At 36.3% G+C, this 20,134-nt stretch carries 17 protein-coding genes and 1 riboswitch; of the genes, 7 read left to right on the top strand and 10 right to left on the bottom strand.

Features of this window, described 5'->3' with window-relative positions; all coding sequences use genetic code 11:
• Nucleotides 1-49: 49 nt before the first annotated feature.
• From ZPR_RS09400 to ZPR_RS09380, 5 genes are all read right to left on the bottom strand, one after another.
• Nucleotides 50-682 (bottom strand): Crp/Fnr family transcriptional regulator, encoded by a 633-nt coding sequence (locus ZPR_RS09400; RefSeq protein WP_013071411.1) that lies wholly within the window; start codon nucleotides 680-682, stop codon nucleotides 50-52.
• A 70-nt stretch (nucleotides 683-752) separates the two neighbouring features.
• Nucleotides 753-1,382, bottom strand: a complete 630-nt coding sequence (locus tag ZPR_RS09395; RefSeq protein WP_187288271.1) for an HD domain-containing protein — start codon at nucleotides 1,380-1,382, stop codon at nucleotides 753-755.
• 225 nt (nucleotides 1,383-1,607) lie between these two features.
• On the bottom strand, nucleotides 1,608-3,686 hold the full coding sequence (locus tag ZPR_RS09390) for a glycoside hydrolase domain-containing protein (RefSeq protein WP_041578814.1): 2,079 nt from the start codon (nucleotides 3,684-3,686) through the stop codon (nucleotides 1,608-1,610).
• A gap of 107 nt (nucleotides 3,687-3,793) precedes the next feature.
• Nucleotides 3,794-5,470 carry an arylsulfatase gene (locus ZPR_RS09385; RefSeq protein ID WP_013071408.1) on the bottom strand — a complete coding sequence of 559 codons (1,677 nt, stop codon included), beginning with the start codon at nucleotides 5,468-5,470 and terminating at the stop codon, nucleotides 3,794-3,796.
• Between the two features lie 625 nt (nucleotides 5,471-6,095).
• Nucleotides 6,096-6,518 (bottom strand): winged helix-turn-helix transcriptional regulator, encoded by a 423-nt coding sequence (locus ZPR_RS09380; protein ID WP_233421385.1) that lies wholly within the window; start codon nucleotides 6,516-6,518, stop codon nucleotides 6,096-6,098.
• Nucleotides 6,519-6,648: 130 nt separating this feature from the next.
• On the opposite strand from ZPR_RS09380, the gene ZPR_RS09375 reads away from it, so the two are divergent.
• On the top strand, nucleotides 6,649-7,296 hold the full coding sequence (locus ZPR_RS09375) for a DUF2652 domain-containing protein (protein ID WP_013071406.1): 648 nt from the start codon (nucleotides 6,649-6,651) through the stop codon (nucleotides 7,294-7,296).
• A gap of 112 nt (nucleotides 7,297-7,408) precedes the next feature.
• Here ZPR_RS09375 and ZPR_RS09370 read toward each other — a convergent pair whose 3' ends face one another.
• Complete coding sequence (locus ZPR_RS09370) at nucleotides 7,409-8,293, bottom strand: sugar phosphate isomerase/epimerase family protein (protein ID WP_013071405.1); 885 nt, start codon at nucleotides 8,291-8,293, stop codon at nucleotides 7,409-7,411.
• A 206-nt stretch (nucleotides 8,294-8,499) separates the two neighbouring features.
• Nucleotides 8,500-8,592: riboswitch (TPP riboswitch) on the top strand.
• 54 nt (nucleotides 8,593-8,646) lie between these two features.
• Here ZPR_RS09370 and thiM point away from each other — a divergent pair.
• From thiM to tenA, 4 genes are read left to right on the top strand one after another with little or no spacing between them, the layout of a single operon-like run.
• On the top strand, nucleotides 8,647-9,441 hold the full coding sequence (gene thiM / locus ZPR_RS09360; RefSeq protein WP_013071404.1) for a hydroxyethylthiazole kinase: 795 nt from the start codon (nucleotides 8,647-8,649) through the stop codon (nucleotides 9,439-9,441).
• On the top strand, nucleotides 9,441-10,088 hold the full coding sequence (gene thiE / locus ZPR_RS09355) for a thiamine phosphate synthase (RefSeq protein ID WP_013071403.1): 648 nt from the start codon (nucleotides 9,441-9,443) through the stop codon (nucleotides 10,086-10,088). The genes thiM and thiE overlap by 1 nt, the downstream gene beginning before the upstream one ends.
• The gene (gene thiD / locus ZPR_RS09350) at nucleotides 10,075-10,908 is read left to right on the top strand and encodes a bifunctional hydroxymethylpyrimidine kinase/phosphomethylpyrimidine kinase (protein WP_013071402.1); all 834 of its coding nucleotides are present in this window, start codon (nucleotides 10,075-10,077) and stop codon (nucleotides 10,906-10,908) included. The genes thiE and thiD overlap by 14 nt, the downstream gene beginning before the upstream one ends.
• On the top strand, nucleotides 10,895-11,542 hold the full coding sequence (gene tenA / locus ZPR_RS09345) for a thiaminase II (RefSeq protein ID WP_013071401.1): 648 nt from the start codon (nucleotides 10,895-10,897) through the stop codon (nucleotides 11,540-11,542). Before thiD ends, tenA begins: the two co-directional genes overlap by 14 nt.
• Here the strand turns inward: tenA and ZPR_RS09340 are convergent, their stop codons facing one another.
• On the bottom strand, nucleotides 11,543-12,394 hold the full coding sequence (locus tag ZPR_RS09340) for a universal stress protein (RefSeq protein WP_013071400.1): 852 nt from the start codon (nucleotides 12,392-12,394) through the stop codon (nucleotides 11,543-11,545).
• Nucleotides 12,395-12,471: 77 nt separating this feature from the next.
• Nucleotides 12,472-13,494 (bottom strand): helix-turn-helix transcriptional regulator, encoded by a 1,023-nt coding sequence (locus ZPR_RS09335; RefSeq protein WP_013071399.1) that lies wholly within the window; start codon nucleotides 13,492-13,494, stop codon nucleotides 12,472-12,474.
• A 411-nt stretch (nucleotides 13,495-13,905) separates the two neighbouring features.
• Here ZPR_RS09335 and ZPR_RS09330 point away from each other — a divergent pair, with 411 nt between their 5' ends.
• Together ZPR_RS09330 and ZPR_RS09325 are read left to right on the top strand one after the other, a co-directional pair.
• Entirely contained in the window at nucleotides 13,906-14,982 is a 1,077-nt protein-coding gene (locus ZPR_RS09330) for a glycosyltransferase (RefSeq protein ID WP_013071396.1), read from the top strand.
• Nucleotides 14,983-15,056: 74 nt separating this feature from the next.
• Nucleotides 15,057-16,826 carry a metallophosphoesterase family protein gene (locus ZPR_RS09325; RefSeq protein ID WP_041578811.1) on the top strand — a complete coding sequence of 590 codons (1,770 nt, stop codon included), beginning with the start codon at nucleotides 15,057-15,059 and terminating at the stop codon, nucleotides 16,824-16,826.
• Nucleotides 16,827-17,230: 404 nt separating this feature from the next.
• Here the strand turns inward: ZPR_RS09325 and ZPR_RS09320 are convergent, their stop codons facing one another.
• Together ZPR_RS09320 and ZPR_RS09315 are read right to left on the bottom strand one after the other, a co-directional pair.
• Nucleotides 17,231-19,000: an alkaline phosphatase gene (locus tag ZPR_RS09320; RefSeq protein ID WP_083759755.1), complete on the bottom strand. Its 1,770-nt coding sequence runs from the start codon at nucleotides 18,998-19,000 to the stop codon at nucleotides 17,231-17,233.
• Complete coding sequence (locus tag ZPR_RS09315) at nucleotides 18,990-20,105, bottom strand: alkaline phosphatase (RefSeq protein WP_013071393.1); 1,116 nt, start codon at nucleotides 20,103-20,105, stop codon at nucleotides 18,990-18,992. The genes ZPR_RS09320 and ZPR_RS09315 overlap by 11 nt, the downstream gene beginning before the upstream one ends.
• Nucleotides 20,106-20,134 lie beyond the last annotated feature (29 nt).

The following is a 20,134-nucleotide window of genomic DNA, read 5'->3' as shown; positions in this document are numbered from 1 at the left end:
ATGACAGTAACTTTCGTTACACAAGCTTTCTTCTACTAAATTTAGTTGATCACAAATTTAAAACTTCAACCTGGTTGCGGTTCAATTTTATCTTTCCTTCGATTTCAAGCTTTTTAAGAATTCTGGAAACCACAACCCTGGAGGTATGCAAATCATAGGCGATTTGCTGGTGTGTGCTGCTTACAAACTCATCCTGATTAATTTTTGCTTTATCCTGAAGATATTTCATTATGCGCTCGTCCATGTTCAAAAATGCAATCGTATCGATGGTATCCAACATTTCGGTTAAACGCGTATGATAACTTTCAAAAACAAAATTTCTCCAGCTTTTATACTGCGCCGTCCACTCCTCCATTTTTTCGATGGGGATCATAATTAAACGAGTGTCCCTCTCTGCGACTGCTCTAATTTCACTTTTTGTCGTCCCCATGCAACAATTTAAGGTCATGGCACAGGTATCTCCTCGTTCCAGAAAATAAAGTAGTAATTCATCCCCTTCACTATCTTCTCGTAATACTTTTATCGCACCTTCTAAAAGTAACGGCATAGATTTTACATAATCTCCAAAATCTATAATAATCTCGCCAGCTTTAAATTCTTTAAGCTGTCCAGATTTGTGAATTTCGTTTAAAAGTTCGTCTTCAAAAATAAAATGATAGGCTTCTTTTAATTTTTCTAACATGGGGATGAAGAATTAAGCTTCTAAATTAAAAAAAGCAACCGACTTAACTTCGATTTTCGAAAAATATAAGCTATTCTTTTGCTAAAAGTCTGTGATAAGCCTGTTTAAGTAACTGTAGGTTTTTTTGTTTCTTAGGAAATAAGATATCTTGGCCATACCTGGTAAAGTAGGTATGAGATTCTAGAAAACATATATTATTCTCTAACCATTCTTTATCGGTATAATTTTTATTAAGACACTTAAACCACTCTGACCTTAGTAATTTATTTTTTGTCCTGAAACCATTAGTCCCTAAATGCGCCAAATCTGCATCACAAACAATTTCTTCAAGCTTAGTTTTTGGTGCTTGCGGCATTTGCGTTGCCTCAATACAGGAACATACTTTTTCTATATCATCCTGAGGGTAACCAATATTCGATAAAAACCTAAAGGCATTTTCTGCACTAACTTTTTCATGTCCTTTATAGGTATTGCTATTTCCGGTATCGTGAAAAAGAGAGGCTAAAACAACTATTTCCTTTTCATGCGGAGTTAGGTTCTCGTAATCTGCAATTCGCTGTACGTACTGATATACCTCAAAGGTATGCTGTATATTATGATATGGTAATTTACCACACCTACTATTATTTAGTAAACTATGGCAATGATCCATCGCCAATCTGATTACAGACGTATGTTCTTGATATCTATAATTTAGCATTTCTAGCAACATCATCGCACTTTTTGGGACTTATTAATAACAAGTATTCTGCTTAATAACAAGTATTCTGCCAGGATATTGTAGCAAAGACCTTAAAAGTCAATTTCGAGGCTTAAATTAAATAAAATTGCCAAAAAACAAAACACAAATAAAAAATTTGAGGAATACTTTAAGATAAATTCATAAAAAAAGCCTGATAAAATAATCAGGCTTTTCGTTTTTAGATTATAGATACTGTCTTATTGAGGAAACCCAAGCTTCCTTAACACCCCATTCTTTATTCGGGGTATCTGATGTTTTGATCACCAGCTCCCCCCCTTCTAAAATTTCCTGCTGTGTTAGCCAGTTTCGGTTTAAAGGTTTTCCATTTAATGTCGCACTTTCCACGTAATAATGATCTTTATTATAGTTAGTCACACTTATTTTAAACGCTTTACCTTTAGGATAATTTATACTTATTTCTTTGAATATAGGTGCGGTTAGGTAATAAACAGGATCTCCTATATTGGCAGGGGAAAGCCCTAAACTTCGCATAACAAACCAGGAAGACATGGTGCCTGCATCATCATCCATTGTTCTTAGGTAGGCTTTAGGTTTATTCTGATAAATTCGGCCTACATAAGGATCAATACCTTTACTATTATCATTGAAATAAGCCTGTACCATAGTATCCAGCAATATTTTACGATACAATTCCTGAGACTTCCATGGCTCTTTAGTAGCATTATACATTCCAGGAACCTGCAAATCTGGTTGATTTGCATGATTGTAATTATGATTTCTGAAAAAAGTATCCAATTCTTCCAAAAACTGGTCTTCCCCACCGGCCAACTGTTTAAGTCCGTTCAAATCAAAAGGAACAAACCAGCGGTACTGCCAGATAGTTCCCTGATATAAGCCTCTTGCCTGCATGCGATCTACATCATTACGTGTGATATCTTTAAAATCTTTGTTCCAGTATTCCTTATAATCTAGTGATTTTGTTATGTATTTATTGTACAATGTAGTATCGCCATCAATCTTCATTAACTGCGCCATGGCCCAATTATCATAAGAGGATTCTAAAGCCTTATCTGGTGCTCTATAATCCAAACTTTCAGCATCTTTAATCAGGGAATCTTTAATTCTTTTAATATCTACTTCATACCCCTTATTATAGGCATCCAGTAAAACCACCATGGCATGCTCTGTCCTAACGGTTGGTGCAGGCTCGTAATCTGTTGCCCAATTCTTCTTTCCGAAGGCATATAAATTCTCTATGGACTTTACTATATCTCTATAACGATCAGGATAAGCCATAGAAAGCATGGGTAATTGCTCACGGTAATTATCCCAAATGGCCCAACCACTATAAATAGTACCTTCGGTTTTTTGCAAAGTACCATCGATCGCAGGATATGTTCCATCTTCCTCAGAAACGATATAAGGAGATTGCAATCCGCGATATAATAATGAATAAAAAAGATCTTCCCGATCTTCTTCACCTTCAACACTAATTCGGCTTAAAGCTTTTTCCCATGCTGCGCTGGCTTCTTTTTTTAGGTTTTCATAAGAAATATTTTCAATTTTCTGAGAAGCATATTCTTTAGAAACCGAAGAAAAGCCTATTAACACCTTTACTTCTTTAGAATTATCTTCTGCTTTTGCCATTATCTCATGATCTGAAATTTGAGCTATCTCAGCCATATTTTTTAGCTGAATTTCATAATAAAAACGATAGGTACCAGCGTGACAGGTTGTTTTGGTAGCTATAACCCCGCTTATTTTATTATCCTTAATTTCGTGTTCTTCTGAAACAAATCTATTGGAAAGCGCAAATGAGAGATCAATAAACAATCCACCTTTTTCACCATTAAAGTTATACTGATGGATCCCAAAATTGTGTGTTACACTCATCGCAGCATCGATCCCATTTTCAAAACTTACTTCATAAAACCCAGGTTTTGCATGCTCTGTTACTTTGCGTAATTCGGTTTCCTTATTATCGTTTAAAATGGGTTTAATAAGGATATTACCGCCACTACCAGTACACCCCACACCTTCTAAATGTGTATGGGTAAAACCATCAAACTCTTTAGCGTAATGCTCGTAACCGGTATGGTTATGTGGATTGGTATGTGGACCGATGCTCATCATATTAAAAGGGGTTGATGCTGATGGGGACATTTGGCCATGATCACCAGAAGATCCTAAAAAAACATTTACCTTATCCGTAATATTGGCCGATTTCGATGTTTTTTCTTGAGATTTAGGCTGGCAGGCCACACATAGTGCTACAGCAATTGCAGCAATCATTCTTTTCATAATTAGGGTCATTTAAATTTTTCGAAATTGGGGATAAAATTAAAGGAAACCTCGCAAAGCAAGGTTTCCTAAAAATTAACTATTATCAAAACTATACAAATATGTAGCTAGGGCATAGGGAAAACATCAGTTTTTTGTGCGAGTTTATCCCATTCTGTTTTTAATTCTTCCAACTTATCAGGATGAGTTTCGGCAAGATCATTAAGCTCTGTACGATCTTCCGCTAGATTATATAGTTCCCAGTCAGCATTCCCATCAAGTTTTACGGCTTTCCAATCCCCTTTTCTAAGCGCTCTGGATCCAAAATGTTCCCAAAAAAGAACATCATTCACATCCTCCTCAGAAGCACCTGTAATTACGGGGAGCATTGATTTTCCTTCAGTAGGCGTAATATTTCTTCCCTTATATTTTTCAGGATAATCCACCCTGGCAAGATCTAAAATCGTAGGCATCATATCGATAATATGAGCAGTTTGAGATTTTACAGTACCTCTCTCTTTAATTCCTTTGGGCCAGTGCACAATAAACGGAGAAGTTATTCCGCCTTCATACACTCTGGCTTTCCAATATCTAAAAGGTGTGTTTGCCGTATTTGCCCATTGTGGACCAATACCCGCATGTACCACCTGCGATCCTGGTAGAGCTTCTTCACTTTTATCTACCGGAAATGCTACTGCTCTACCATCCCTGGTTTGACCGGCACGATCAAAACCGGGACCGTACTGCGAAGGTCGCTCTGAACTTGCTCCGTTATCAGACATAAAGAAGATCACCGTATTTTCAAGCTCGCCTGTTTCTTCTAATTTATCAATAAGTTTACCAATGTTTTGATCCATACGATCTACCATTGCTGCATGTACCGCCATCGCCTGGCTGTCCCATTTTTCGTTTGGATTTTCTTCCCAGTTAAGATCCTTAAACATAAATTCTGATAATTTGGCGATATCTCCCTTTAAGATACCTTTCTCTACCAGTCTTTTATATCGATCTTCACGGGTTTGACGCCAACCTTTAGTGAAGGTATCTTTATATTTGGCTATTTCTTCTTCTGGGGCCATAAGCGGCCAGTGTGGTGCACAATGAGCAACATACAGAAAGAATGGATCCTTTTTCTGTACAAAATCCTCTATATACGCAACAGCTGTATCGCCAATGGCATCTGTATAATAAAAATCTTCTGGAACATCTTTAACCTGCGCTGTTCCGTTCACTAAACTAAACGGATCGAAATAATCTACCACCCCCCAAATATTTCCATAATATTTATCAAAACCTCTTGAGGTAGGATAACTAAGTGTATCTGAAAACGCCCCATGTTCTTCCTGATGACTAAGCCATTTTAACTGCGCTTCGTTATTTAAGGCATTGGTTTCGGAAACATGCCATTTTCCCGTCATAGCGGTTTGATAACCGGCTTGTTTTAAAGCTTCAGCAATCGTAACGGTATTAGAATCTAAGGTGCCACGATAACCGGGTTTCCCCATATCCATTGTCATTCTACCGATCCCGGCCTGGTGTGGATATTGTCCCGTTAACAAAGCCGCCCTACTTGGGCAACAGCGTGATGTATTATAAAAAGAGTTAAAACGAAGTCCGTTTTCTGCTAAACGATCTAAACTTGGCGTATTAATCTCACCACCATAACTACCAAGATCTGAAAAGCCAAGATCGTCAGCCATAATCACCACAATGTTCGGACGTTCATCTTCCTGATTTTCGACATTTTCAGTTGAATTTTTACAGCTGAAGTTTAAAGCTAACGCACTACAAAGCCCTAACGACATAAATCGATTTAGCTTTTTGGATGTAAAAAAATTTAAATAATACATATTTAGATAACTAATTTTCGGATTGGGTTAAAAATAGAAAAAAATCTTAATTATAAAAAAAGAAATATATTGAAAACGAGAACAATATCCATAAGTGAATGTCCAGGTGTTTTTTAAATTAAGAACCACGGGTCCGCCCATCAAATATGTACAGGATTAACCTTTTAGAATTTCAAAGCAAGACTTGGAATATTATACCTTTTTGGCGGCGCCAATAAAAAAAGCCTCTCCGTTAAGAAAGGCTTTTAAATTGCATTAGGTTAGGTGTAATGCAGTTTTATCGAAATAACGAAAATCTCTTTTAAAAGATTCGTCCTAATTATAACGTTTAGCCATATACTTTATTTTCTAAAATTGTATTTTTTATCCGTGAATCGGGATTAAATGCTATGCTCCAGTTTTGATAGCTATCAGGGTTGGGATTTCCGGAAATGAAAATTTTTGTTTAGTAAACTACCTCGGGGCAAGCCCACGGGGCATTCGATAAATACAAGATTTCAATTCCGAGGCAAGCCTCGGGGTATTAAACCCTTTGGCGGTGCCAATAAAGGCTTCATGCTACGAAGTCGCTTCTAAAATTTTAAGATCGCTCTTCTATTAATTTTTTACGATGTTTAATACCCCAGGAACTTAAAGCTTCTAAAATATCAGATAAAGAATTACTATAATCGGTAAGTTCGTATTCTATAATTACAGGAGTATCGGTATAGACTTTGCGTTCTACAAAACCATTAAGTTCCAGGTCTTTTAATTCCCTGGATAACATTCTTGCCGAAATATCCAAAGCGCGTTGCAGCTCGTTGAAACGTTTATTTCCTTCTTTAAGGGCGATGATTATTTTAAGCTTCCACTTTCCACCTATGGCGTACAGCGCATCATCGATAGCCCCTAATTTACTTTCACAAGCTTTTTTTTCTAATAATTCTTTCATCCTTGTAAGACTAACAAATTGTATATCACTTACATTTAGTTTATTACTAACTTTTGTATACCAAATATACATATTTTTAAAAAAGAAATTAAAAAACAGCGTAAGTAAAAGGTTTTAAATAAGACTAAAACTTAAAATTACGCTACTTGGATACATCGCTCTTGTTACGATTATCTGGTATAATCATCTAATAAAAATTGCTATGAATAGAACAACTACCAGACAGCTTCCCTTCCTTATCAATCAAAATATATATGAATCCAAAGTAGTTGAAGGTACCATTATTATACCCGATATTAGTGGTTTTAGTCGATTTGTAGAGACTACAGATGTCGCTACCGGCAAACTGGTTATATCTAAATTACTCAATGCCATTATAAAGAGTAATGTATTAGACCTTCAGATTTCAGAAATTGAAGGTGACGCGGTATTGTTTTTCAAATATGGAAAAAGAATATCGGCGAAAGATATTCTTCACCAGTTTTGTTTAATGAAAGAGGTTTTTAATCAGGAAGTGAATTTTTTAGAAGAAGAATTTGAGCTAAATATTGATCTTTCCTTAAAACTAATAGCGCATTATGGCGCCCTGGCGCAATATAATATTGGTAAATTCGAAAAGCTTTATGGACAAACAGTCATTGAAGCACATCATTTACTAAAAAATTCGGTTGCAAGTAATACTTATGTATTGCTCACCGATGCTTTATTGGATGCTGAAGTAAATGCTGAATTAAAAAACCTCAACAAATTTGTTGAAAATACCATTTGTGAAGTTTACGATGGCATTAAAAAAATATGCTATACATTTTTTGATTTTGAAAATGATCTCTGTAAAAAATGCCTTGCTTAAGAAAGCATTTTAAGTTTTAAAGTTATTTATACATAAAAACCCTCTTTAGCCAAAACTTTAGAGGGTTTTCCATTACAACTTGGAAGACGTTAAAAGCTTATATTTCGTAAGTTTATTTTTTGTATTTCACTTTATCAAAACCGAAATCTTTAAGGTTATCGTGACTAATTTTAATAGCTTCAAGCGGTTTCAGGTCAAAAGTCATATCCTGCTCAACGATATAATATTTCATTCCGGATGCTTTTCTTTCTTTCAGGATTCTATCAAAATCTATAGTTCCCTCTCCTACCGGAGCAAATTTGCCTTCTTCATCCATATCCTTTACATGCCATAATTTAAAGCGCCCAGGATACTTTTTAAAATATGTCACAGGATCTGCACCTGCTTTGGTTACCCAAAACAAATCCATTTGAAAATTCACCAATTCGGGATCTGTATTTTCCAGGAAGTATTCTATAGGTACAATCCCGTTCTCATTTTCCTTAAACTCAAAATCATGATTATGATACAAAAGCGCTAATCCAGCTTTTTTACATTTCTCACCTATGGTATTAAAAGTTTCTACTAAAAAATCCAGATCATCATCCATTCCCATAGTTTGGGTTTCAGGATCAAAAGTAAATCTACCCATGGGTGGCACTGGGATCACAAAATATTTGAAGCCGGCCTTTTTTACATCTTTAATCATTTGATCCACATTTTCCATAGTCACCCCACCCTGATGACTACTTAATGGTTTTGTATGGTATTTAGAAAGTAATTTTTTAAATTCTTTAGGAGTCATTCCATAGAACTTCCCATCGCTATATCCGGCAGCTTCGATATATAAATAACCAATTTCAGAAACCTCATCTATCGTTTCTTCTGGTGCTGTAGCCATTTCATCTCTTACCGTGTACAAAGTCGCTCCACCAAACTGGCGCTGTCCAAACATTGAAAATGAAGTGAGTACTATAAAAAACACTCCTGCCTTACATAAATTCTTTAAACCTGTCATTACTTGTCTAAATTAATACCAGAGACTATTTAACAGTATCTAAAGAATAGCTAAATAATACTCCGTCATTCTTAATATTTTGATTCAATTTTTGCTAAATATACAATAATTAATGTTTCAATGAGAAACAATAATCAATAAAATTTGAGGGGTAATGGCATTATTTCCTTAAAAATTTCATCAGCCCTAAAATTTAAATTACTTTTATATCGCTTTGGGGGTATTCTGAAAAGAATTGAGAGAGTCCCTTTGAACCTGATGCGGTTTAGACCGTCGTAGGGAAAAGTTTTGTGGGTGCATACTCCTATACTTTTTATTTGAATATTTTTCCAAAGCCAAAAAACTAAATTAATATGGAAAATATTCTGTGGCCACATATTCAGCGCTTAAAAACATCAGTCCCTTTAATTCACAATATCACCAATTATGTGGTGATGAATAATACCGCTAATGCCTTATTGGCAGCAGGTGCTTCTCCTATAATGGCCCATGCCCAGTCTGAAATTGAAGATATGGTAAACATTTGTCAGGCTCTTGTGGTTAATATCGGAACTTTAGATGAATACTGGAGTACAAGTATGATCAATGCTGCTAAAAAAGCTAATGAACTGAGCAAACCCTGGGTTTTAGATCCTGTTGGTGCAGGAGCAACATCCTATCGCAATGAAATCATAGCTAAATTGCTGGAATTGAAACCTACGATTATCAGAGCCAATGCTTCTGAAATTATGGCTTTAGCCAAAGCTACTAATATCGCTACCAAAGGTGTAGATAGTACTGCCGAAAGTGATGAAGCTATAGAAGCAGCTACTTCTTTACAGAAAGAGTTTGGTGCTGTAATTTGTATTTCGGGTGAAACCGACATTATTATTGGTAAGGACCAAAAGCTTTCTCTTAAAAATGGTAATGCTCTTATGGCTAAAGTTACCGGTATGGGTTGCTCGGCTTCGGCGCTTACCGCTGCTTTTGCCGCAATACTAGAAAATAAATTTGAAGCCACTGTGGCGGCTATGGCCTTAATAGGTGTTTGTGGTGAAATTGCTGCTAAAAGTTCCTCAGGACCGGGAAGTCTGCAACTAACTTTACTCGATAAATTATATAATATTACCGAAGAGGAATTTCGTTCTCATCTTAAAATAGGCGAATAATGCATCCAGATTTTCCCTATCAATTATATCTGGTTATTGCAGAAGAAAGCTGTGTTCATTATCCGCTGCTTCAGGTTGCTAAAATGGCTATTGAGGGCGGCGTAGACATTATACAACTACGCGAGAAAAATTTAAGTACTTCGGTATTTATAAAAAAAGCCGAAGCGCTTAAACAACTAACGGATCAATATAAAATTCCGCTTATCATCAATGATAATCTTGAGGTGGCAAAAGCGGTAGATGCTTTTGGAATACATGTAGGTAATAATGATATTCCTCCCACCCAAATTAAGCAGCAATGGGATAAGCATAAAGCAATTGGTTACTCTATAGAATATTTGGAGCAACTTAAAAACGAGCAAACGGAAGTGGCCAATCACCTGGGAATTAGTCCAGTTTACAGCACCGCCACCAAAACCGATACGGTAACTGAATGGGGCATTGAAGGGATCAAAAAAATACGCACATTAACCACCAAACCGCTAATTGCCATTGGTCGTATGGATGCCGGTAACGCCGGTGAAATTATAAAAGCAGGTGCCGACTGTATTGCCGTAGTTTCAGCGATTTGCGCTTCAAAATACCCTGAAAAAACAGCTAAAAATATTAAAACTCAAATTCATAAACATCGGAATGAAAACATATAAGTATGCTTCAGCTTTAACCATCGCAGGTTTTGATGGTAGTGGCGGTGCCGGAATACAGGCCGATATTAAAACTTTTTCGGCTTTGGGCTGTTATGCCACTTCTGTTTTAACAGCACTTCCCGTCCAGAATACGACCGGAGTAAAAAATATTTTCCCCATCCCTTACCAGGCGGTGTCTGAACAAATTGACAGCATTTTTGAAGATATATTCCCTAATGCCGTAAAAATAGGAATGGTACATACGCCAGAACTAGTTGAAAGCATTGTTTCGGCACTACAAAAATATCCAAAAACACCTTTGGTTTTTGATCCGGTAATGGTTGCGACAAGCGGGCATAAATTAATTGAAGACCAAACGATTGAAACAATTATTGAAAAGTTATTTCCATTAGCCGATGTAATCACTCCCAACATGGATGAAGCTGCGGTGTTAGCTAAAATGAAAGTCGAAAATTTGGCTGATATGAAAAAAGCAGGTGAGAAAATAATGAATCTTGGCTGCAAATCTGTTTTGATGAAAGGCGGACATCTAAGGAGCGATAAAATAACCTCGCTTTACTTTACACCAGATGGGAAAGTTTACGATTATGAATTCGAGAAGTTCAACACCAATAACACTCATGGTTCTGGATGCACCTTATCCTCTGCAATTGCTGCTTATCTAGCCACAGGTAAAAACCTAATTGAAGCGGTAAAACTGGGACAGGAATTTGCACATAGTGCTATCTATCACGGAAAAAATGTAAAAACCGGAAAAGGAAATGGCCCTTTAAATCACTTTTTTAACCCACTAAAATTAATAAAAAATGAGTTGGAGTAAAGAAACCTGGCAAACTATACGGCCAATTTATAATCGAATTATTGAAATGCCTTTTATAACCGAATTAATGGACGGTGATTTGGCATTAGAAAAATTTCAGTTTTATATGAGTCAGGATTCGGCTTATCTGGAAAATTTTGGGAGAGCATTAGCTCTAATTGCGGCACGCGCTTACGATACTGAAAATACACTGGCTTTTCTTCAATTTGCAGAAAATGCTATTATTGTTGAAAATGCCTTACACGAATCTTATTTTAAAGAATTTGGTATTTCAGAAAAGGCCATTATTCAACCGGCATGTCACCATTATATTCATTTTTTAAAAAGTATGGCTGCACTAGAGAATCTCGAAGTTGCTATGGCTGCGGTTCTTCCTTGTTTTTGGATTTATAAAGAAGTTGGTGACTATATTTACAGAAACCAAAAATCTGGAAATAATCCTTATCAGGCCTGGATTGATACTTATGCCGGGGAAGAATTTGGCGAAGCGGTACAAAAAGCAATTTCGATTTGTGATGATCATGCCATCAACACCACTCCACAAATACGCACGAAAATGACCGAAGCTTTTGTAAGTGCTTCCCATTTGGAATATCAATTTTGGGATGCAGGTTATAGCTTAAGAAGCTGGTAACTAATCTAGTTCTTTTAACAGCAAAACAGGGACACTGGGGTCAAATTCAATTCCATCACCTTTAGACTGCAAAAAAAGTTTGGAGAAAAATCCCTGTTTTCTTTTGTATAACGCCAGCATCGTACTTTGTCTGCTTTCTATAAATAAATGAATACCAGTTGAAGCCGTGGTTTTGGTAAGCCGGTGAAACGTATTTTTTATTGCTGAAAAATGCTCCTCAAGATTTTCCTTTAAACGCTCCTGCTCTTCGCTTAATCCTTTACCATCACTATCGATATACAGCACTCTGATGGGAGAAGCCGAATTTGAAGCCAGATCTTTTAAAGGATCCAGTTCTTTTTCCTGAAAAGGAAATCTTAGGGTGGAAGGAAATACAATTTCGTTGACTGATTGATCGGTAAGCTCAAAATCCTCTGGAATAAACAACATGGCGCAATTTTGTAAAACATCAGCCAGTTTAGATAATTTCGACTTGTAAGAACTATGAATATTTACATTTGCTCCTTCAGTGCCTAATAGGATAAGATCGATAGATCTGGTATTTACAATTTCCTGTACCACCTCTTCAAGATCTCCTTCTAAAGATAAAGTTTCAAATTCGTGATTTTGATTCTCTTTTCTAAAACTTAAACCCTGCATTATTCTATCCAGGCCTTCTTTGGAGGTTTTTTTAGCATCGATATCCTCCTCTGGTTTGATCCCTGGAATGCGATCACTAATGCCACGACCATCGTCGTAAACATTCAACAAAATAAAATTACATGAAATGCTTTTATATAATTTTAAACCAAACACTAAAGCATTCCATGCATGTTTTGAAAAATTGGTAGGCACCAAAATTTGCTTTTCCATAGCTTCTCAATTTTACGACCAATTTACAAAGAAGAATTTCAAATAAATAACCGATAAAAGATTTTAAAGAATTTTAGTTATTCCGAAGCTTCGGTTAAATTCTTATTGTTTAAAACATCTTTAGGTAAAACGCCGTATCGACGTTTAAATATTTTCGAGAAATAACTTCGGCTGGATAAGCCCAATTCATACACCACTTCCCCAACTCCTTTCTCCCCGCTTAGGAGCATATTCATGGCATGGGTTAAACGTACATCCCTAATATAAGCATTCACCGTTTTACCATATACTTCCTGAAAGCCATCCTGTAGTTTATTCACATTTATACCGCTCACTTTGGCTAGTTCCTGTACGGTACCGGTATTAGCTATGTTTTGATTAATATGAGTAACCGCTCTTTCTATTGCCCTTAAATCACGTTTTTTTAATTTGGGCTCATGCATTTCTGGGCCTTCCCTAAACTGCAGCAACATGTGTGACAACACCTCTAAAGATTTACCTCCCAGGTAATTAATTCGGGGAAAACCTTCTACACCGCAATCTTCAATTTCGCGAATGGTATCCATCGTTCTTAGCCCATAACTACCTGTTTGAAAGATCTCGTTCTCTGCATCGATATCTGCGAAAAGTCTAAAATAATTTTCTTCAATCTCATGAAGTTCAAATGAAAGATAGCTTTGAAATTTTCTACGGTTAACTTCTAAATAGCAAATCCTTACTTTCTCCCCGGCATTAAACTGAAAACACTGGGTTCCATTTGCTGTTGTTGCCGCAATGAGGTGTTGATGGTTTTTAAGCTCACAACTTTTCTCATCTTTAAAATATGCGTTTAGCGTTCCTTCTACACAATAGATAAAACGTATAGGATTTACACTGGGATGATAAATCCTTAGACAGGTATCGTCGTGAAATGTAAAATTAAATGTGTATAAGCCAATACCATTGGGAAAATTTACACAAGCTACTTTTCCACTTCCTATATCTGAAGGAATATTTACCGTAAACTCTCCTAAATTACTCTTAAATCCTATCCCCAGCTTCTCTGCAAACTGCGGCACAAAATCGTCGACATCATTCAACCTTAAATGATACGTATTCATTGTTATTATGGGTTTTTAAAAACGCACTAAAAAACATCATTTTTTTCTAGATGCTCTAAAATATTTCTTTTTAGGCTCCGAATAAACTGTTAATTCTTTATTAAAAAAATCAATAGTTACCAATCTCTTACGAATAAAGCACATTCTCACTTTTTATTTTTTACAACTTGTACAGAGAATGTTCCATTAAATTTAATTAAATTAAAGAAATAAATTTCATCTAAGTATTGAGATTTAGAACTATCTGCCAAGTAGTACTTATATATAACTGGCCAATATGACTGATTTGTTAAGCGTGCCTAATCCTCGGGATATCAAAAAAATAAAGTTTACCAACCATAAACTAAGCGATATCACTATAACATTACAATAAATATTGCAGCAACTAATAATTATTAAAACCTACCAATTATGAAAATCGCTATTATTGCCGATCATCGCCATGCACTAAAAAAACCGTATGCAGGTGGTCTTGCCATGGTAACCCATAAAATCGTGCAGAAATTATCTGAACAGGGGATTCAGGTAGATGTTTATGCCAAGTCTGGATCTGAATGTGATAACCTACATAATTTAGACGACCACTTTTCAGAAGGCAATCCATTCTCCTGTATCTATTCTGAAAATTATAATCCTACAGCAATAAAGAACTCAATTATTTATGCTGAAATTTTTCAGGATTTGGAACGTAACGAATACGATATCGTTCATAACCACTCATTACATTATCTGCCCATAATATTAGGAAATCGGCTAAAAACACGATTTGTAACCACCTTACATACCATGGCTTTTCCTGAAATAAAATTTGCTTTAGATTATATCAAAAAACAATCCAATCAGGAATTTATAGTGGTAAGTGAATCCTTAAGAGATCAATATTCCCGGTTTTTAAACTTTCCAAAAGTAATTCGTAACGCGATAGACTTGAACGACTGGCAACCCAATTTTGAAACCGATAACGAGTATTGCATGTGGTACGGTTCTATGTGCAAAGAAAAAGCTCCTCATCTTGCAATAGAAGTTGCCATCAAAGCCAATAAGCCTATTATCCTTGCGGGCCGTGGTAAGAATAACGAATATTTTGAACGGTTTGTGGCACCCCTGTTAAAAAATCCGCTGGTTTCTTACGTAGGTGAGCAAGACCGTTCTCAAATAAACCGATTGTTACGTAATGCATCTGCTTTATTATTTACCAGTGTTTGGGACGAACCTTCGGCATTGGCAATTTCTGAAAGTCTGGCTTCAGGAACGCCCGTTTTGAGCTGGGATAAAGGTGTAGCTTCAGAAATTTTAACCGAAAAGGTGGGGCAGATTTGTGATCCCATAGATACCAATGCGATGGCCGATGCCCTAAAAAATATAGATAAATTTGATCGCAAAACCTGTAGAAAATATGCTGAAGAACACTGTAATATCGACAATATGATTGCTGAATATATTGAGTTTTATGAAAGTCTTATCGAAGAAAATACAGAGGTTTATTAATACATCACAAATTAACTTTCAGGTAATAGAATGTTCGGCTTTTGGTTGTATACTCGCATCAAAATTGAATTAAAATGAAGCGAATTTCGCTACTATTGATTTTAATGTGCAACCTGATGATCGCACAAAACAATACGCATACAATAGCTTTTGTGGCAGATATTCATTTACTGGATATCTATGCCGATTATGAAAATTTTGAGGGGCTACCGGTGCCCGGGCAATCTCAAAAAGCTAAAATAAGGACCATGCAGGCCCAATTACATTCTACACGCTTATTTAATGAAAATTACTTTGTGCTAAAGGCTGTGCTCGATGATATTGCGCAACGCGGAATTAAACTGGTGGCATTTCCCGGTGATTATACCGACGACGGCCAACCGCTAAATATAGAAGGCCTTGCAAAAATTCTAAAAAACTACGAACAGCAATACGGGATTTCATTTTTTATTACCACCGGCAATCATGACCCTGTTGCCCCCTATAACACTTCGGGCGGTAAACCTGATTTTTTAGGCAAAAATGGGAAAGAACAAGCCATTTTCAGTAATGTTTTATCATTACCGCTAGAAGAGCGAAGTGATGTGCTTTTAGAGCCTAAACTAGAAAAAGCAGGCTATAAGTTTATACTGCATAGTTTAAGTGAATTTGGGTTCTTCCCAAAACAAAAATACAGCTACTGGGAAACACCATTTTCATCGTATAGTTACCAGGATTATTCTTTCAGAAAAGCCGAAAAAGAAGCTACACTGGCAAATAGAACCTATGCTATAAATGACAGCCTAGAAATACCCGATGCCTCGTATTTAGTAGAACCCGTAAAAGGTTTGTGGCTTTTGGCTATTGATGGAAACTCATATTTACCCCGTAAAAATGGAGGTTTTGGCAGTGCAAGCATTGGCTATAATCAAACGGTCGATCATAAAAAGCATCTGTTTAGTTGGATAAAAAAAGTTGCTCAAAATGCCCAAAAATTAAATAAAAAACTGATTGCTTTTAGTCATTATCCTGCTGTAGATTTTAATGATGATGCCTCTCCACAGCTTAAAATTTTCCTTGGAGAGAAGAAATGGCAATTAGAACGGGTTCCTGAAGAACGTATCGCCAAAATCCTAATCGAGGCCGGAATAAAATTGCATTTTGCTGGACACATGCATATTAATGATACCGGAAAACGAGATTACAAAAACGGCCATTTTCTGGTAAATATCCAAACGCCTTCTTTGGCCGCCTATATTCCCGGTTATAAAATCCTGAAGTTAGACAAAAACACCGCAGAAGTAGAAACCGTTGCTATCAAAGAAGTTCCCAGGTTTGACGAATTGTTTCCTCTTTATAAAACAGAACATGATTATCTAAAAAAATCGAATCTTAAAACCTGGAATATCGATATTCTGAACAGTAAAAATTATCATGATTTTACTCAATATCATCTTGAAAACCTAGTAGACTTAAGATTCCTGCCAAATGATTGGGATCCAGAATTTGAAGCATATGTATCGGGACTCACTGCTAGTGATTTATATAAAATTGTTGCCGAAAACCCTCAAACTGAAACTGAATTTTCAGAATGGAAAGGTCGGGATATGATTTTAGATTTTTATAAAATTAGAAATGCTGATAAACTAGCTTTTCAGGATATTCCCTCACAACGGTTATCGGATTATAAAAAGATTATCGAAGCTAAAAAACAACATCAATTATCAAAATCCCAAAACAAAAATGCCCAAAAACTGAGTCAGTTTTTAGGCATTTTCGATAAGTTTTTAAATGGTCTCCCCGCAAATCATTTCAGAATTGATCTTGAAACAGGAGAAGTCTTTTCAATAAACAATAAACAGTAAACAATTATCAATAGACAGTGGGCAGTCGCAGTGGGCGAGAGCAAGAATCAATAAACAATTATCAATTTATTTACATAAAGTGTCACTTCGAGTGGCAAATTTTGGAGTGGAACGGAGAAATTTGTTGTATCGAGAAGTCTTTTTAAATTCTAATTAGCAATCTGAAATTCAATAGTTCTCGATACAATTTTAATTCCGCTAACGCTACGTCAAAATCACTCAAATTGAAGATTCATCATAAGTTCAAAAGAGATCTCTCCGCAAGGTCGAGATGACATACCTTTAAACATTCAAAATTCAGCATTCAACATTTATCATAATTTCGCATGTTTAAATTCTAATATCTAAAAGCGAAGCAGTCTCAAGTCTGACTTCTAACTTCTAACAGCGAAGCGACCTAAACTCTACTCTAATGCTTTCAAAATTCTATGAAAAACCGCTGTATTTTCGTAAACGCCATTAAACAATTCAGATCCTGGGCCATAGGAAAATAATGGAATCATAGCACCGGTATGATCATGGGTTAAAAATCCGCCTTCTATTTTTCCTTTTTCAAGATCGCCCTGCATAATTCCAAATCCAGAGGTTTCATGATCTGCCGTAATTACCACCAGGGTATTTTTATTCTTATCGGCGACTTTTAGCACTTCAGCAATGGTTTTATCGAAGTCCAGCATCTCCTCTATGATTCCGCTCGCATTATTGGTATGCCCATTTTTATCAATTTTGGCTGCTTCGATCATCAAAAAATATGGTTTATCCTGACGTTCTAAATTCTGAAGTGCTTTCTTCACATACTTTGGAAATTGATCGCCACGAACCGATGCATCAGCTAGCATATTCTCAGAAAGAAAAACGGCAGTTCGATTTTCCAGATCATTAAAGTCTGAAAAATCTTCTTGAATAAAATTATCCTTGATTTTTTCAAAATCTCTAGCTCCGGCTGCCATAAAAAAGTCGATTTTGCTTTTATTTAAATCTTCTAAAATGCTCTCGCTATCATCACGTTCCACTACATGTGCGAAAAATGACGAAGGCGTAGCTCCGGTTACAAAATCGGTGGTCATAATTCCGTTTAAAAAACCTTTTTTAGCAAGAATCTCGGTTAGATTTGATAAATCTTTCCCATCTTTATCGGTCCCTATAGCTCGATTATTTGTCTTCGTTCCCGTTGCCATCGCCGTCCCTCCGGCGGCAGAATCGGTTACCAGATCGTCGAAACTAGAGGTTTTTACCAAACCAATATTTTTTAATTGCGTAAGCGTTAATTCACCTCGATTTGCGAATACTGCGGAAGAAATCTGACTCAAACCATTACCATCACCAATCATTAAAATAATATTTTTTGGACTGGTACTTTTATCATAGTCAAATTTTGGTTGGTATACTGAAATTGGCGTTTTCAACTCAAATTTTCGGGTTTGCAAAGTTTCCAAATACTTTGAAGCTTCGTCCGGTTTATCGGTATTGATAAAATCCACACCCATTTCTGCAAATCGGCTCCAGGCTGTCTTGGTATCTGGTGCTCCCCAAAAACGAAAAGGCTTGCCGGCATCATGAGCCTTTTTAATTGCTGTTTCCACTTTTTTAAGTTCTGGTGCTGTGATCCTTCCCAATCCATTCCAAACCGAATAATCTCTAAAATTCTGACTAATCAATGCGACCTTAGTTAAATCGGTTTTCTCTAAATCCGACAAGTCCTGATGATCAAATTCGATAAAACCGGGATAGTCTTTATATTCATTGGGCCTTGGCCTATTCCCAGAAATGACAAAAGAAATCTTATCACTTTGGGTTAATTCAGGATATGAATTTAAAACTTCTACCAGCTTTTTAAGACTCGTTTTCGATTCAGATTTTAAATCGATCAACAACTGGAGGTTTCTAAGCTTCCCTGCTTTAGCCAAATCAGCTAATGGTTTTAGATAAAGATTTTCCAGTGTAAAATCAGCTTGAATTTCATCTTCAGAATGCGTAACATATAATTCATCATTTTTTAGAAAAATGTCGGCTTCTATTGAAGATGCACCATGAATATAGGCCTTCCAAAATGGGAAATCCTGAGCATAATCATTATGCGAATGAAATTTATAATTGCTTTGCGCCAATAGGTTTCCACAGAAAAAAATAGTGGTTAAAACAACCTGTATTGTTCTATAAAAATTAATTTTCATTGATAGCCTGCATTAATTTGTGATAAATTTCGTTGTTTTCGTAAATGCCTCTAAACAATTCTTCGCCCTGACCTTTTGCAAAAACAGGAACCAGCTCTGTACTATGCTGATCGGTATTAAAATATACCTGTACCTGCTGCGGAATTTCTTTCCCACTTTCGTCATAGGCTTTACCAATGCTAACACCTCCGGTTTCATGATCTGCAGTAACGACCAACAATGTGTTTGGGTGTTTTTTTACAAAATCGAGGACCACACCAATGGTTTTATCGAAATCCAGAACTTCCTGAATCATCATCTCATCATCTTTGGCGTGACCACCCCAATCAATATAAGAACCTTCAATCATCATAAAAAATGGTTTCTTATTGGCTTCAAAATAATTAAATCCATTTATGGCAGCTTCAGCAAGAAAATCTCCACGACCTTCGGTTTTAGAGGGCAAACCTTCCTCTGCTAATAAATATGCATTACGACGTGCAGTGTCTGGTTTACTTAATTCTAAAGTATCTAATTTATAATTTTTCGCCTTTAAGCTATCGTAAAGATGTAGCCCATCTTCCCTATTTTGAAAATACTTTTTACCACCACCGGCAAAAAAGTCAACCTCAGCTTCTACCAGTTGTTTTGCAATTTCTTCGTGCATATCGCGATCTTCTACATGCGCATAATAAGCAGCGGGAGTGGCATGGGTAATAGAGGTTAAACTAATTAGTCCTGTTTGATAGCCTTTTTCTTTTAATTGCTCTAAAATGGTTGGCAGCGCAATCGTATCTGAGGAAACTCCGATTGCTCTTTTATAGGTTTTCTCTCCGGTAGAAAAAGCCGTAGCTCCGGCGGCAGAATCTGTAATTAAATGACTGGTACTAGAAGTACGGCTAAGACCTATACTTTCAAATTGCTTAAAATTGGGCGTATGTTCACCAAAATAAAAAGCACTGGAAACTTGCGGAATTCCCATCCCGTCCCCAACCATAAAGATGATATTCAGCGGTTCTTTTTCGGTAACTTCAGTTGTATTATTTTGCTTTTCTTCGGAAGTTTTTCCGCAGCTCATTGTTACTGAAATTACAGATAATGCGATAATCTTTTTTAAATTTTCCATACTGTTTTTATAAAAATAGCGGCAGAAGA

Source organism: Zunongwangia profunda SM-A87, from assembly GCF_000023465.1.
Classification (GTDB): domain Bacteria; phylum Bacteroidota; class Bacteroidia; order Flavobacteriales; family Flavobacteriaceae; genus Zunongwangia; species Zunongwangia profunda.
Note: the sequence above shows the minus strand (reverse complement) of the source record. Positions and strands in the feature narration are given on the sequence as shown.